The 12,670-nt window shown below is 44.3% G+C and carries 11 protein-coding genes and 1 pseudogene; 8 read left to right on the top strand and 4 right to left on the bottom strand.

Going from position 1 to position 12,670, the window contains the following annotated elements:
• The first annotated feature begins 267 nt into the window (after positions 1-267).
• A complete protein-coding gene (locus AB4323_RS11105; protein WP_017060627.1) occupies positions 268-1,080 on the top strand; it encodes a 4'-phosphopantetheinyl transferase superfamily protein in 813 nt (270 codons plus the stop codon).
• A gap of 75 nt (positions 1,081-1,155) precedes the next feature.
• Here AB4323_RS11105 and AB4323_RS11110 read toward each other — a convergent pair whose 3' ends face one another.
• On the bottom strand, positions 1,156-1,563 hold the full coding sequence (locus AB4323_RS11110; RefSeq protein WP_004736070.1) for a thioesterase family protein: 408 nt from the start codon (positions 1,561-1,563) through the stop codon (positions 1,156-1,158).
• Between the two features lie 346 nt (positions 1,564-1,909).
• Between AB4323_RS11110 and AB4323_RS11115 the strand changes: the two genes are divergently transcribed.
• The 3 genes from AB4323_RS11115 (at position 1,910) to AB4323_RS11125 (ending at position 5,089) form a co-directional block, all read left to right on the top strand.
• Positions 1,910-2,905, top strand: coding sequence for a TRAP transporter substrate-binding protein (locus AB4323_RS11115; RefSeq protein WP_016788636.1), 996 nt, complete (start codon positions 1,910-1,912; stop codon positions 2,903-2,905).
• A gap of 64 nt (positions 2,906-2,969) precedes the next feature.
• Positions 2,970-3,725 carry a TRAP transporter small permease gene (locus AB4323_RS11120; protein WP_048607896.1) on the top strand — a complete coding sequence of 252 codons (756 nt, stop codon included), beginning with the start codon at positions 2,970-2,972 and terminating at the stop codon, positions 3,723-3,725.
• A gap of 2 nt (positions 3,726-3,727) precedes the next feature.
• Positions 3,728-5,089, top strand: a complete 1,362-nt coding sequence (locus tag AB4323_RS11125; protein ID WP_017060625.1) for a TRAP transporter large permease — start codon at positions 3,728-3,730, stop codon at positions 5,087-5,089.
• A gap of 54 nt (positions 5,090-5,143) precedes the next feature.
• Here the strand turns inward: AB4323_RS11125 and AB4323_RS11130 are convergent, their stop codons facing one another.
• The 3 genes from AB4323_RS11130 to AB4323_RS11140 all read right to left on the bottom strand — a co-directional run bounded on the left by AB4323_RS11130 (position 5,144) and on the right by AB4323_RS11140 (position 8,595).
• Positions 5,144-5,317, bottom strand: coding sequence for a hypothetical protein (locus tag AB4323_RS11130; protein WP_017060624.1), 174 nt, complete (start codon positions 5,315-5,317; stop codon positions 5,144-5,146).
• Positions 5,318-5,395: 78 nt separating this feature from the next.
• Positions 5,396-6,745, bottom strand: coding sequence for a sigma-54 dependent transcriptional regulator (locus AB4323_RS11135; RefSeq protein ID WP_102429104.1), 1,350 nt, complete (start codon positions 6,743-6,745; stop codon positions 5,396-5,398).
• Positions 6,746-6,774: 29 nt separating this feature from the next.
• Entirely contained in the window at positions 6,775-8,595 is a 1,821-nt protein-coding gene (locus AB4323_RS11140; protein ID WP_102429105.1) for an ATP-binding protein, read from the bottom strand.
• 163 nt (positions 8,596-8,758) lie between these two features.
• On the opposite strand from AB4323_RS11140, the pseudogene AB4323_RS11145 reads away from it, so the two are divergent.
• The 4 genes and pseudogenes from AB4323_RS11145 to clpX all read left to right on the top strand — a co-directional run.
• Positions 8,759-8,941: pseudogene (locus AB4323_RS11145) on the top strand (hypothetical protein); the annotation flags it as partial.
• A gap of 294 nt (positions 8,942-9,235) precedes the next feature.
• Complete coding sequence (tig, locus tag AB4323_RS11150) at positions 9,236-10,534, top strand: trigger factor (RefSeq protein ID WP_017065881.1); 1,299 nt, start codon at positions 9,236-9,238, stop codon at positions 10,532-10,534.
• A gap of 105 nt (positions 10,535-10,639) precedes the next feature.
• On the top strand, positions 10,640-11,266 hold the full coding sequence (gene clpP / locus AB4323_RS11155; RefSeq protein WP_004736080.1) for an ATP-dependent Clp endopeptidase proteolytic subunit ClpP: 627 nt from the start codon (positions 10,640-10,642) through the stop codon (positions 11,264-11,266).
• Between the two features lie 81 nt (positions 11,267-11,347).
• Positions 11,348-12,628 (top strand): ATP-dependent protease ATP-binding subunit ClpX, encoded by a 1,281-nt coding sequence (clpX, locus tag AB4323_RS11160; RefSeq protein WP_009847283.1) that lies wholly within the window; start codon positions 11,348-11,350, stop codon positions 12,626-12,628.
• Positions 12,629-12,670 lie beyond the last annotated feature (42 nt).

Below are 12,670 nucleotides of genomic sequence, written 5' to 3' on the forward strand. Positions count from 1 at the left end.
GTTTATGCTCTATTTTTTGACTTGGTGAGATCTATGTCAGATTTTTGTAAGTAACATTTAATAGATGCCTGTTCCGTAAGGCTAAGTGTGATCTGTGTTTTAATTTGTTATTATTTGAAAAATTAGTTTTAAGTCCGCATATGAAGGGTGTTTCCTGCCCAAATTCTCTATGTTTCTCTCAAAATATAGGTGAGTTAAATTTGTTCGTTTTGATGTTTTATTGATGGCTTTATGAATAGTGATTTTTAAGAAGTGAGTGCTCAAAAGATGGAAACACCAGTCGTTGATTTGTGGCTTTGTTCTCTAAGCAATTTGGATGAAGGTACTGATCATGTGTCGTGCCTTAAACAGAAACTGACCGACGATGAAGTCGCTAAGGTTGAGCGTTATCGAATGCCTTCATCTCAGATCCAAGCGCTCTATGTTCGTAACTACTTACGAGAGGTTCTGTCGATCTACTCTGATTTGACGGCTGAAGAGTGGCGATTTGAGTATGGTGAAAAAGGCAAACCAAGCTTGATTGCAGAGCAGCAACACAAAACCGGACTGAATTTCAATATTAGCCACAGTCAAGATCATTTACTGATTGCTGTCTGCCGAACGAAAGGGCAACCACTACAGCTTGGGGTGGATATAGAACATGCAAGAAGTTCGACCAACATCGCGGCGATCATGAAGCATTACTTTTCGGAATTTGAGATTAACGATTTACTCGAGCTGGATGAGGTATCTCAAAGAGAACGTTTTTTTGATTTGTGGGCACTGAAAGAGTCGTACATCAAAGCGACAGGTAAGGGGTTGGCCACATCATTGAAAAGTTTTTCGTTCGATTTTTCCAATCTAACTCAACAAACGCTGCCAGTTCATTCGTCGGGTTTACGACCAGAGTTACATGGAGGAATCATTGTCCATAACGGTGTAGGGTTGGATGCTGCTGAAAATGACAATACTTCAACAGATTGGCAATGCAGTTTAGGAAGGCTGGATAACCAGTTTCGATTTGCCGTGACGCTTGGTGGTGCAACGCTTCCTATGCAATTAGAGATTAAGTGCTTCCCCAAATCGAAGCTACTTGGCTGAGTTTACGTTCGTTACACTAGAACCTTTAGCTTCTAATCTTGAACACGGCTCGCTCTCAGCCATTCGTAATATTGGCTAACTCGTTTCGCCAAGCATCGCTTTTAATACTTCTGCGGGTACAGGCTGAAGTTGTTTGTCTTTATCTAGGCAAACCATCTCGATATCACCAATCACGGCAGGTTTGGTTGCATCTTTACGCCATACCTCTTGTCGCCATAAGGTTTTGTATTTGCCATCGAGCTCAAAAGAGGTTCGGATATCGCAGATCTCTGCGAACTCAACGCCGTCTTGAAAGGTCATATTGGCTTTATACACCGCAAACCCCAGTCCATGTTCATTCCACAACTCTGCCAGTTTATCGCTGCCCAACACATGCTCGCGCGCACGCTCAAAGTATTTAAGAAAGTTAGGGTGATAAACCACACCTGAGTGATCGGTATCTTCGTAGTAAATCTGTACTGGGTGATGGTAGATCTGACTCATGGGTAGCAACTCTTGGTAAGTAGTGGATCAGTAAATCTGACTAAGTTGTGCAGCACTCTACAGGATAGGTTGAAATTACTTCAAGGCATCATCGTGAAAGGGGCTTTTGGTCAGACCTCATTTATCACTGATGCTTTGGTCAACTCCCACCCATTTACAAATATTCTATGTGTCATTTTCCACCCATTAATTTTTGTAGCGAGTTAGCGACAACTGCAGGCAGATCTGATGAAGCCTTGCGGTTAAAGGCTTGTTGATGAATTGTGTCAATATGGCGCGCTAATTGCTTTAGTGAAAGCACGCAGTTCCCATTGAAGGGCTGCTTTGTTTACTAAGGAGAATAATAATGTTTAAGCCTCTTACCCTGCTGTCTGTATCTGCTCTGGCGCTCACAAGTTTTAATGCTGCTGCAAACTGTGACCCTGGTGAAATCGTGATTAAATTCAGTCATGTAACCAATACCGATAAGCACCCGAAAGGCATCGCCGCTTCTTTACTGGAAGAGCGAGTAAACACAGAAATGAATGGAAAAGCTTGTATGCAAGTTTTCCCTAACTCAACACTTTACGATGATAATAAGGTACTGGAAGCCCTGTTAAATGGTGATGTTCAAATGGCGGCGCCATCGCTGTCAAAATTTGAGAAGTTCACTAAGAAATACCGCATTTTTGACCTTCCTTTCCTATTTGAAGACGTAGAAGCCGTTGACCGTTTCCAAAACTCAGAATCTGGTGAAAAGCTGAAGAACGCGATGAAGCGTCGTGGCCTGCAAGGTCTTGCGTTTTGGCACAATGGCATGAAACAGATGTCGGCGAACAAACCTCTTATCAGCCCTGAAGATGCAAAAGGTTTGAAATTCCGTGTTCAAGCATCGGATGTATTGGTGGCTCAGTTTGAACAACTAGGCGCTAACCCACAGAAGATGTCTTTCAAAGAAGTGTACGGTGGCTTGCAAACTAAAGTTATCGATGGTCAAGAGAACACATGGTCAAACATCTACGGTAAGAAGTTCTTTGAAGTACAAGACGGCGTGACCGAAACTAATCACGGTATCTTGGATTACCTAGTTGTAACGTCAAACGACTTCTGGAAAGACCTACCTGAAGATGTACGCACACAGCTTGGCACTATCGTTCAAGAAGTGTCTGAGACGCGTAACGCAGAATCTTCAAAAGTTAACCTAGCGAACAAAAACAACATCATCGAAGCGGGTGGTGAGGTTCGTACACTTACGCCTGAACAGCGTGAAGCATGGGTAGCTGCACTTCAACCAGTATGGAAGAAGTTTGAAAAAGACATCGGTTCAGACCTTATCGATGCAGCGTTAGCTTCAAACCAATAACACCGCTAAGGGAGTGGCGAGTATTCGTCACTCCTTATTAAAACAATTATAAGCGGAGTCAATTATGGAAAAGCCTCAAATGGAACAACCAAATTCTAGCGAATCAGCACTGGAAACCTCTCTTTTTTCCAAAGTCGGAAGAGTTACGGATGTGATTGAAGAGTCACTAATCGCATTTTTCCTTGGCGCAATGACGCTACTTACTTTTGCCAACGTGGTATTTCGATACGCATTCAATGACAACATCTTATGGGCACTGGAACTGACCGTGTTCATGTTTGCTTGGATGGTGTTAGTGGGCGCATCTTATGGCGTTAAAAAACACTTCCACATTGGTGTTGATGTGATCATCAACCTTGCCCCAGAAAAGCTACGCAAAGTGTATGCGCTCATCGCCGTGACAAGCTGCCTAGCATTTTCAATCTTACTTCTTATCGGTTCTTGGAATTATTGGTACCCATTCGCGACCGATCGCGCATGGTACGAGACCGACGATATTCCAATGCCAGAGATGCTTCAGTTTCTTGCTGACTGGCTGAATGAAGGCGAGCGATACGAGAAACTGCCACGTTTTATTCCTTATATGGCGCTGCCGATTGGTATGGCAATGCTAACGTTCCGTTTTGCTCAAGTTGCTTACCAAGTCGTAACAGGCAAGCTTGACCGCATGATTGCAGGACACGAAGCCGAAGAAGAGCTGGATGCGTTGAAAGCAGACGTGCTAGCGGGCTCTGACGAAGATGCGACAGCGGTATTGAATTCGACTCCGCAGAACAAAGCGAATGAGTCGAGTACAAAATCTAACGGTAAGGAAGACTAATCATGGCAATGTTATTTCTATTTTTAATGGTAATTGCTTTCATGTTGGTCGGTGTACCAATTGCAATTTCCCTCGGTTTATCGAGCGTAATATTCTTATTGATGCACTCAGATGCGTCATTAGCTTCAGTCGCACAAACGCTGTTTAATGCATTTGCAGGCCACTACACACTCTTAGCGATTCCTTTCTTTATTTTGGCCTCTAGCTTCATGTCTACTGGTGGCGTGGCGAAACGTATTATCCGTTTTGCTATCGCGATGGTAGGTTGGTTCCGCGGCGGCTTGGCGATGGCGTCGGTTGTGGCATGTATGATGTTCGCAGCCCTTTCTGGTTCATCTCCTGCAACGGTAGTGGCGATCGGTAGTATCGTTATCGCAGGTATGATCAAAAACGGTTACTCAAAAGAGTTCGCGGCAGGGGTTATCTGTAACGCGGGTACTTTGGGTATCTTGATTCCGCCGTCCATCGTGATGGTGGTTTACGCGGCTGCGACCGATGTATCGGTAGGTCGTATGTTCTTAGGTGGCGTTATTCCTGGTTTGCTGGCGGGTGTGATGTTGATGATTGCTATCTACATCGCAGCACGTATTAAGAAGATTCCGGCACAGCCATTTGTGGGCTGGGGCGAGATGTTCGCAGCTGCGAAAGATGCGAGCTGGGGCTTGCTGCTGATTGTCATCATTCTAGGTGGTATCTACGGCGGCATCTTTACTCCGACAGAAGCGGCGGCAGTGGCTGCGGTGTATGCCTTCTTCATTGCCAACTTTATCTATAAAGATATGGGGCCTTTCGCTGACAAGAACAATACAAAGCCTGCTTTGGTTAAGGTGTTCCAAACGTTTTTCCATAAAGACACCAAAGACACACTTTACGATGCAGGCAAGCTGACGATCATGCTGCTGTTTATCATTGCCAATGCTCTGATTCTTAAGCATGTACTGACCGAAGAACGCATTCCTCAAATGATCACTGAGTCTATGCTATCTGCGGGCTTGGGTCCGATCACCTTTTTGATTGTAGTAAACGTTTTACTCTTGATTGGTGGGCAGTTCATGGAGCCATCAGGCTTGCTGATCATCGTTGCTCCTTTGGTATTCCCAATTGCAATTGCGCTCGGTATCGACCCAATTCACCTAGGTATCATGATGGTGGTGAACATGGAGATAGGGATGATAACGCCGCCTGTCGGGCTCAATTTGTTTGTGACCGCAGGTGTCGCGAAGATGTCGATGATGAACGTGGTAAAAGCCGCATTGCCGTGGGTTGGGGTGATGTTCTTATTCCTGATTATCGTCACTTACGTACCTTGGGTATCAACATGGTTACCAACCACCTTGATGGGACCAGAGATCATAACCAAGTAGCTATTTGAGTCATTCACTGACATGGAATTTAATCCATAAAAAATGAGGAGGTCGCTAGACCTCCTCATCTATATTTCTGCCACGATTTGAATGAGGCTTTATCTGCTCATACAAAGCGCGTTTTGCCTCTAATTCTGGCGTGTGTAGATCGACATGATTGTCAGCATAAAAAATACCATCTATCTCGAAAGTATCGGTAATCGATGGCACTTTTGTTTTCTCACCCATAACCACTTCCTTATTATATTTATTGCATAACATCCTGTTGTCGAAATAAGTATAGGTGATCTTGCTCCCAAATCTAATTTAGTTTGGTTCTACCTTATAAGATTCTTTCGTTAGCTGGTGCTTTTGCATCTTATCGTAGAGGGTTTTCCTCGGTAATTGCAGCCTCTCCATGGTCTCTTTTATACTGCCATTGCATTCAATAAGTGCCTGCTTCAACGTATTTTTTTCAAAGTCAGATACCAATTCTGCCAAAGACAGTTCTTGAGTAGTTTCAGTGGCGCTGTCTGATAAGTGAGAAAGCTTACCTAAAAGTACAAAACGCTCTGCAGTATTACGTAATTCTCGAACATTTCCCGGCCAATCATGAGCCAAAAGTGCGTGCAGCTCCTTTTGTGGAAGGGCAGGGGCAGTCTTGCCATAACGCGCCGCAGCGACCAGTAGGAAGTGGTGGAAGAGTGCTGGGATATCTTCTTGTCGGCTTCTTAACGGCGGTAAATCTAAGGTCACAACATTGAGTCGATAATAGAGGTCTTGGCGGAAAGTGCCTTCTTCAGCGGCTTTCTTTAGGTCGACTTTAGTTGCCGCAATCACTCGAATGTCTAGAGGGACTAAACCATTAGACCCAACCCTTTCGATGACGCGTTCTTGCAAGACGCGCAACAGGCGAATTTGTGCCTGCATTGGCATGGACTCAATTTCATCTAAGAATAGAGTTCCGCCCTGAGCAAATTCAAATTTACCGACACGTTTGCTTTCTGCGCCAGTGAATGCCCCTTTCTCATGGCCATACAGTTCACTCTCAATCAGATTTTCAGGTACTGCGCCGCAGTTGACTGCGACGAAGTTTTGTTCTCGCCTGCTGCTTTGTTCATGCAGAGAGCGTGCAACTAATTCTTTGCCAGTGCCTGTTTCGCCAAATAGCAATATGTCGGCATTGGTATCGGCAACGTGAGTGATGATAGACCGCAGCTCCGTCATTGATTGCGTGTCACCAATGATCCTTGGGCCAAGTGCTTGGCTGGCTTTAAGTGAACGTTTTAACTCAAGGTTCTCGAGGGTGAGCTGACGTTTTTCTATCGCTCGCTTAGTGGTTTCGACTAGGCGTTCATTAGCGAAAGGTTTTTCAATGAAGTCATAGGCGCCGTATTGGATGGCTTGAACGGCCATTGAAATATCGCCGTGACCAGTAATCATGATCACAGGGATCTCTTTGTCTTTGTGCATTACGGTGTTGAGCAGATCATGCCCGGATAGACCCGGTAAACAGATATCAGTGATGATCACGTGAGGTAAGCCGTTTTCTTGAATCGCGAGCAGAGCAGACTCCGCGTCGGGAAAGAATTCGGCATCAATGTTGGCGAGCTCGAAGCTCTGTTCTATCGCCATTCTTAGGTCGGATTCATCATCAATGAAATAGACGTGACACATAGTGATTCCTTTACTTCTTTGTATTCTGGTTATTGCTGAGTTTTTGCTTGCTGTTCTTGTTCAACAAGGGGCAGCTCTATGCTGAATCGAGCACCGCCTTGAGGGCTACTACCGGTAACGAGCTTGCCATTTATTCCGCTGATTATTTGTTGAGAAATCGATAGTCCAAGTCCAAGTCCGTTTTTCTTGGTGGTATGAAAGGGTTCAAAAAAGTTTCCGTTCGAAGGGGAGGTGAAGCCGGGGCCGTTATCATCGACATGAATCAACAAGGTATTGGCCTGTTGATGGTCGGACTCTCTAATCTCTAACAGAATAGCTAATTGTTTGTCATCTTGTTGTTCCACCGCCTGAATCGCGTTGGTCAGCAGGTTAATGATCACCTGTTCCAGTTGAATGGCGTTGGCGAGCACGCAAGCATCAAAGGTCTCAGGGAGTTCGTTGACCTTAACTCGCTCGCTCTTGAGTTGTGGCTTCATCAGCTCTTTCGATGAATGTAAAACTGGGAGTATTTGTAAGGTGTGTAGCTCTTCCGCAGTAGATTTTTTGGCGAACGAGCGAAGCTGGTGGCTGATTTTCGCCATACGATCAGTGAGTGCCGAGATTCGCGATAGATTGTCATCGACACGATCGGTTTTTTCTTTGGCAAGAAACAATCGGCCGTTGTCGGCATAACTGCGAATCGCGGCAAGCGGGTTATTCAGTTCGTGACTGATGCTCGCTGACATCTGCCCTAGCACTGCTAGTTTGGCGGCTTGGATGAGCTCGTCTTGGGTTTGCCTCAGAACATGCTCGGTTTCGATACGGTGTTTGATCTCAACATGTAACTCCGATGTACGTTCAAGCACTTGAAATTCGAGTTTTTGCTTGGCTTCGGATTGCAGCCTGTCTATCTGTGCTCGTCTTTGTTGTCTATGGTGGTTGAGCTGCATTGTTAGATAAATAATCGCAAAGATTAGGCTCAAAACAACAAGGTAAGCAACCAAGTCCCACCAAACTAAGTGGGTTGGAGAAAATACCCGTATGGTGAGTCTTGGTTCGGCTAGGAAACGCGAAGAACTAAAGAACTGCTCTTGGACGAGTTTGTGTGGCGACTCAATACGACTGGTGGCACTGTCTAAATCGCCGGAGAAGTGCAGGCTTTCTATTTTTGTATCGAGATACTGCCTGCTTTCTTGAATTCGAGTGTGTTGTACTTCGCTTAGCGGCTGAAGGCTTTTGAACAGCCACTCAGGGTTACTCGACATAAATACAATTTGATCTTTATCGTCAGCAACAAAAAAACTCTGTTTGCCTTTCCAACTTGCTTCAATCAGCGATAAATCCATCTTTACGACAATGACGCCAATAATCTCGGCGGCATAGGAGACGGGGTAAGAATAATAATAGCCTCGCTTTCCAGAGGTTGAACCTAGCGCAAAATATTGATTTTCATTGCCAATAATCGCTTCTTGAAAGTAGGGGCGGAAAGCAAAGTTACGACGAATAAAAGAACGCGGTTGATTCCAGTTACTGGCTGCAATGGTGGTGCCGATACTGTCTAGTAGGTAGGTGTCGGATGCTTGAATCACCGAGTTTACGTGCTCTAGATAACGATTAGTGAGTTCGATTTGCGCAGAGTTACTTGGAGAGTGCAGGGCATCGACCAGCTCTTTGTCTTTTGAAAGCAGCTCGGGAATGTGCGCGAACTTATCCAATTGGCTTGAAATATGAACAGAAAAGCGGTCCAGCTTAGATTGATGATCATTTAACAAACTTTCATGGCTCGTGCTCCACACCCAATGACCGCCAAACACCATCAGTAAACTGTATGTGACCATTAACAGTATTGGGATTTTAAAAGCTTGAAACATGAAGGCTCTCCGCTGATTTCTTTGGTAAACAATCAAGCCTGTCTTCTCTCGTTTATGGTAGCAAATAGCGGTAGTTTTTGCTGAAAGCAGAGAGTGAACAGATGGATGTAGGTTAAGGGTTTGTAACGGGGATTGTTGAAAAAGTTATCGACTCTGAGGGGTAAAACAAGAGCAAGATCTCTTTTTAAGGTTTTTAGCAAAAAAAGCCCTCGATTCCCTTGAAAAAGTCGCTATTGTCCCCATTTCTGTTGTGCTAAGTGATGATTTGATCGTTTTTGTATCACTTAGTTGGACGAATTTAGAGCATTCATCATCATGCAGAGGTGAACGGCTCGACAGAGATTAAACAGATCGCTAGAATGTCGCGTCTAAAATTTCTGTCCTGAGGCTAATCGGAGATACCTTTCTTGTTTCTGAAAACAAGCTTTATTGCGTTTTAATCGACGTGTGAAGAACGAAGATATCGCTGATTAGTCTGGTGTTTGGTTGAATAATCAATTCAGACATCAATGCTCGATTTTAAATTAGGTGTTCGGATAGAGCACTACACAAGGATGCAGCCAACAACGTCTGCTTTTGAATTAAAGCTAAGTTACGGCTCATATGCTCAGATTACTGAGCCAGTTTTGAGGTTTATATAATGCAAGTTACTGTTGAAACGCTAGAAGGCCTAGAGCGCCGTCTTAATATTACTGTTCCTGCTGCTAACATCGAAGATGCAGTTACAGCTGAACTACGCAACATCGCGAAAAACCGTCGTTTCGATGGTTTCCGTAAAGGCAAAGTGCCAATGAAGATGGTTGCTAAAATGTACGGCAAAGCAGTACGTCAAGACGTGATGGGCGAAGTAATGCAACGTCACTTCATCGAAGCGATCGTTAAAGAGAAAATCAACCCAGCTGGCGCACCTACTTTCGCACCAGTTGAAAACAACGAAGGCGCTGACCTAGTATTCAACGCAACTTTTGAAGTTTACCCAGAAGTTGAGCTGAAAGGTCTAGAAAACATCACTGTTGAGAAACCAGCAGTAGAAGTTAAAGAAGCTGACGTTGAAGAGATGATCGAAACTCTACGTAAGCAACAAGCAACTTGGACTGAAGTTGAAGCTGCTGCTGACGCTGGTTCTCGTGCAACTATCGACTTCGTTGGTTCTATCGACGGTGAAGAGTTTGAAGGCGGCAAAGCTGAGAACTTCCCACTAGAGATGGGCGCTGGTCGCATGATCCCTGGCTTCGAAGACGGTATCGTTGGTAAAACAGCAGGTATGGAATTCGAAATCGACGTAAACTTCCCAGAAGATTACCACGCTGAAAACCTAAAAGGTAAAGCAGCTAAGTTCTCTATCAAGCTGAACAAAGTTGAAGCTCGTGAACTTCCAGAACTAAACGAAGAATTCGTTGCTAAGTTCGGCGCAACTGACGGCGTTGAAGGTCTTAAAGCTGAAGTTCGTAAGAACATGGAGCGTGAGCTTAAGCAAGCTGTTAAGAACCGCATCAAAGAGCAAGCTATCGACGGTCTAGTTAACGAAAACAACATCGACGTACCTTCTGCTCTTATCGATCAAGAGATCGGTGTTCTACGTCAACAAGCTGCTCAACGTTTCGGTGGCAACACTGAAGCTGCTGACCAACTTCCACGTGAGCTGTTCGAAGAGCAAGCTAAACGTCGCGTAGTTGTAGGTCTTCTTCTTGGTGAAGTAATCAAGACTGAAGAGCTAAAAGCTGACGACGAGAAAGTTAAAGCTATCATCGAAGAGATGGCTACAGCATACGAAGATCCAACAGAAGTTATTGCTTACTACGAGCAAAACGAGCAAATGATGAACAACATGCGCAATGTTGCTCTAGAAGAGCAAGCTATTGATGCAATCATCGCTAAAGCTCAAGTTTCTGATAAAGAAGTTAGCTTCAACGAGCTAATGAATCAGCAACCTGCTTAATATAGTAATATCTGACGTAGAAGGTTGACGTACGGTCAACAATTCTGCTAACAATGGTCCGTATGATTTAATCATTCGGGCCATTTATTTTAGGGACATAAGAATATGAGCTACCAAGAAAAAAATACAATGCCATCGATTATGGACGCACTAGTTCCTATGGTGGTTGAACAGACTTCCCGTGGTGAACGTTCTTACGATATTTATTCTCGTCTATTAAAAGAACGTATCATTTTCTTAACAGGTCAAGTGGAAGACCACATGGCAAATCTTGTCGTGGCTCAACTGCTTTTCTTGGAATCAGAAAACCCAGACAAAGATATCTATCTTTACATCAACTCACCTGGCGGTAGCGTAACAGCAGGCATGTCTATCTACGACACAATGCAGTTCATCAAGCCAAACGTGAGCACAGTATGTATGGGTCAAGCTTGCTCTATGGGTGCATTCTTACTAGCGGGTGGTACTCCTGGTAAGCGTCACGTGCTTCCAAACTCACGTGTAATGATTCACCAGCCACTTGGCGGCTTCCAAGGCCAAGCGTCTGATATTCAAATTCACGCGCAAGAGATCCTAACGATCAAACAAAAGCTAAACAAACTATTGGCAGAGCACACTGGTCAGCCTCTAGAAGTTGTTGAGCGCGATACAGATCGTGATAACTTCATGTCTGCTGATCAAGCAGTAGAATACGGCTTGGTGGATTCAGTTCTTAATCACCGCGGTCAATAATTGCAGGGCAATTGTTTAACGCAAAGTGATTCAAATTGATATACACTCAAGCATAGAGAGTTAAGGCTAAGAGGTTAGCGAATGACAGATAAAAGCAAAGAGGGTGGTAGCGGTAAACTGCTTTACTGCTCTTTCTGTGGCAAAAGCCAACACGAAGTTCGCAAGTTAATCGCAGGTCCTTCTGTTTACATTTGTGATGAATGTGTCGATCTTTGTAACGACATTATTCGTGAAGAAATTAAAGATGTTCTTCCTAAGAAAGAATCGGAATCGCTGCCAACGCCGCGTGAGATTCGTGAGCATCTTGACGACTATGTAATCGGTCAAGAATACGCGAAGAAAGTGCTAGCAGTTGCAGTTTATAACCACTACAAGCGTTTACGTAATGGTGATACGACAGCTGAAGGCGTAGAGCTAGGTAAGAGTAACATTCTTCTTATCGGTCCTACTGGTAGTGGTAAAACACTACTGGCTGAAACATTGGCTCGTTTCCTAGACGTTCCTTTCACAATGGCAGACGCAACAACACTAACCGAAGCGGGTTACGTGGGCGAAGATGTTGAAAACATCATCCAGAAGTTGCTTCAGAAATGTGATTACGACGTAGCGAAAGCGGAACGCGGCATTGTTTACATCGATGAAATCGACAAGATTTCTCGTAAAGCTGAAAACCCATCAATCACGCGTGACGTGTCTGGTGAAGGTGTACAGCAAGCTCTACTAAAACTTGTTGAAGGTACAGTAGCTTCAGTTCCACCTCAAGGTGGTCGTAAGCATCCACAGCAAGAGTTCTTGCAAGTGGACACGTCTAAGATCTTATTTATCTGTGGTGGTGCGTTTGCAGGCCTAGATAAAGTGATTGAACAGCGTGTAGAAACAGGTTCAGGTATCGGCTTTGGCGCAGAAGTGCGTTCAAAAGATGAAACCAAAACTATCGGTGAATTGTTCACTCAAGTAGAACCTGAAGATCTAGTGAAATATGGTCTGATTCCAGAATTCATTGGTCGTCTACCTGTGACAACAACACTGACAGAGCTTGATGAAGAAGCGCTAATCCAAATCCTATGTGAGCCAAAGAATGCACTTACAAAACAGTACGCAGCATTATTTGAGCTTGAGGATACAGAGTTAGAATTCCGTGAAGATGCTTTACGTGCCATTGCTAAGAAAGCAATGAACCGTAAAACAGGTGCTCGTGGTCTACGTTCTATCTTGGAGGGTGTTCTACTAGAAACTATGTACGAACTGCCATCTTCAACTGATGTAAGCAAGGTTGTGATTGATGAGTCGGTAATTAATGGTGAGTCAGAACCACTATTAATTTACAGCAACTCAGATAACCAAGCAGCTGTTGCAGAGTAGGTCTTTTTTAGACAAGTCACTCAAATTGAAAAAGGAGGTAAG

It is taken from the genome of Vibrio sp. 10N.261.52.C11 (genome assembly GCF_041471405.1).
Lineage (GTDB): Bacteria > Pseudomonadota > Gammaproteobacteria > Enterobacterales > Vibrionaceae > Vibrio > Vibrio crassostreae_C.

What these genes read in the sequence shown, in the direction of transcription:
- AB4323_RS11105 (WP_017060627.1), top strand. Translation starts at nt 268, where the DNA reads ATGGAAACACCAGTCGTTGATTTGTGGCTTTGTTCTCTAAGCAATTTG.
- AB4323_RS11110 (WP_004736070.1), bottom strand. Translation starts at nt 1,563, where the DNA reads ATGAGTCAGATCTACCATCACCCAGTACAGATTTACTACGAAGATACC.
- AB4323_RS11115 (WP_016788636.1), top strand. Translation starts at nt 1,910, where the DNA reads ATGTTTAAGCCTCTTACCCTGCTGTCTGTATCTGCTCTGGCGCTCACA.
- AB4323_RS11120 (WP_048607896.1), top strand. Translation starts at nt 2,970, where the DNA reads ATGGAAAAGCCTCAAATGGAACAACCAAATTCTAGCGAATCAGCACTG.
- AB4323_RS11125 (WP_017060625.1), top strand. Translation starts at nt 3,728, where the DNA reads ATGGCAATGTTATTTCTATTTTTAATGGTAATTGCTTTCATGTTGGTC.
- AB4323_RS11130 (WP_017060624.1), bottom strand. Translation starts at nt 5,317, where the DNA reads ATGGGTGAGAAAACAAAAGTGCCATCGATTACCGATACTTTCGAGATA.
- AB4323_RS11135 (WP_102429104.1), bottom strand. Translation starts at nt 6,745, where the DNA reads ATGTGTCACGTCTATTTCATTGATGATGAATCCGACCTAAGAATGGCG.
- AB4323_RS11140 (WP_102429105.1), bottom strand. Translation starts at nt 8,595, where the DNA reads ATGTTTCAAGCTTTTAAAATCCCAATACTGTTAATGGTCACATACAGT.
- tig (WP_017065881.1), top strand. Translation starts at nt 9,236, where the DNA reads ATGCAAGTTACTGTTGAAACGCTAGAAGGCCTAGAGCGCCGTCTTAAT.
- clpP (WP_004736080.1), top strand. Translation starts at nt 10,640, where the DNA reads ATGAGCTACCAAGAAAAAAATACAATGCCATCGATTATGGACGCACTA.
- clpX (WP_009847283.1), top strand. Translation starts at nt 11,348, where the DNA reads ATGACAGATAAAAGCAAAGAGGGTGGTAGCGGTAAACTGCTTTACTGC.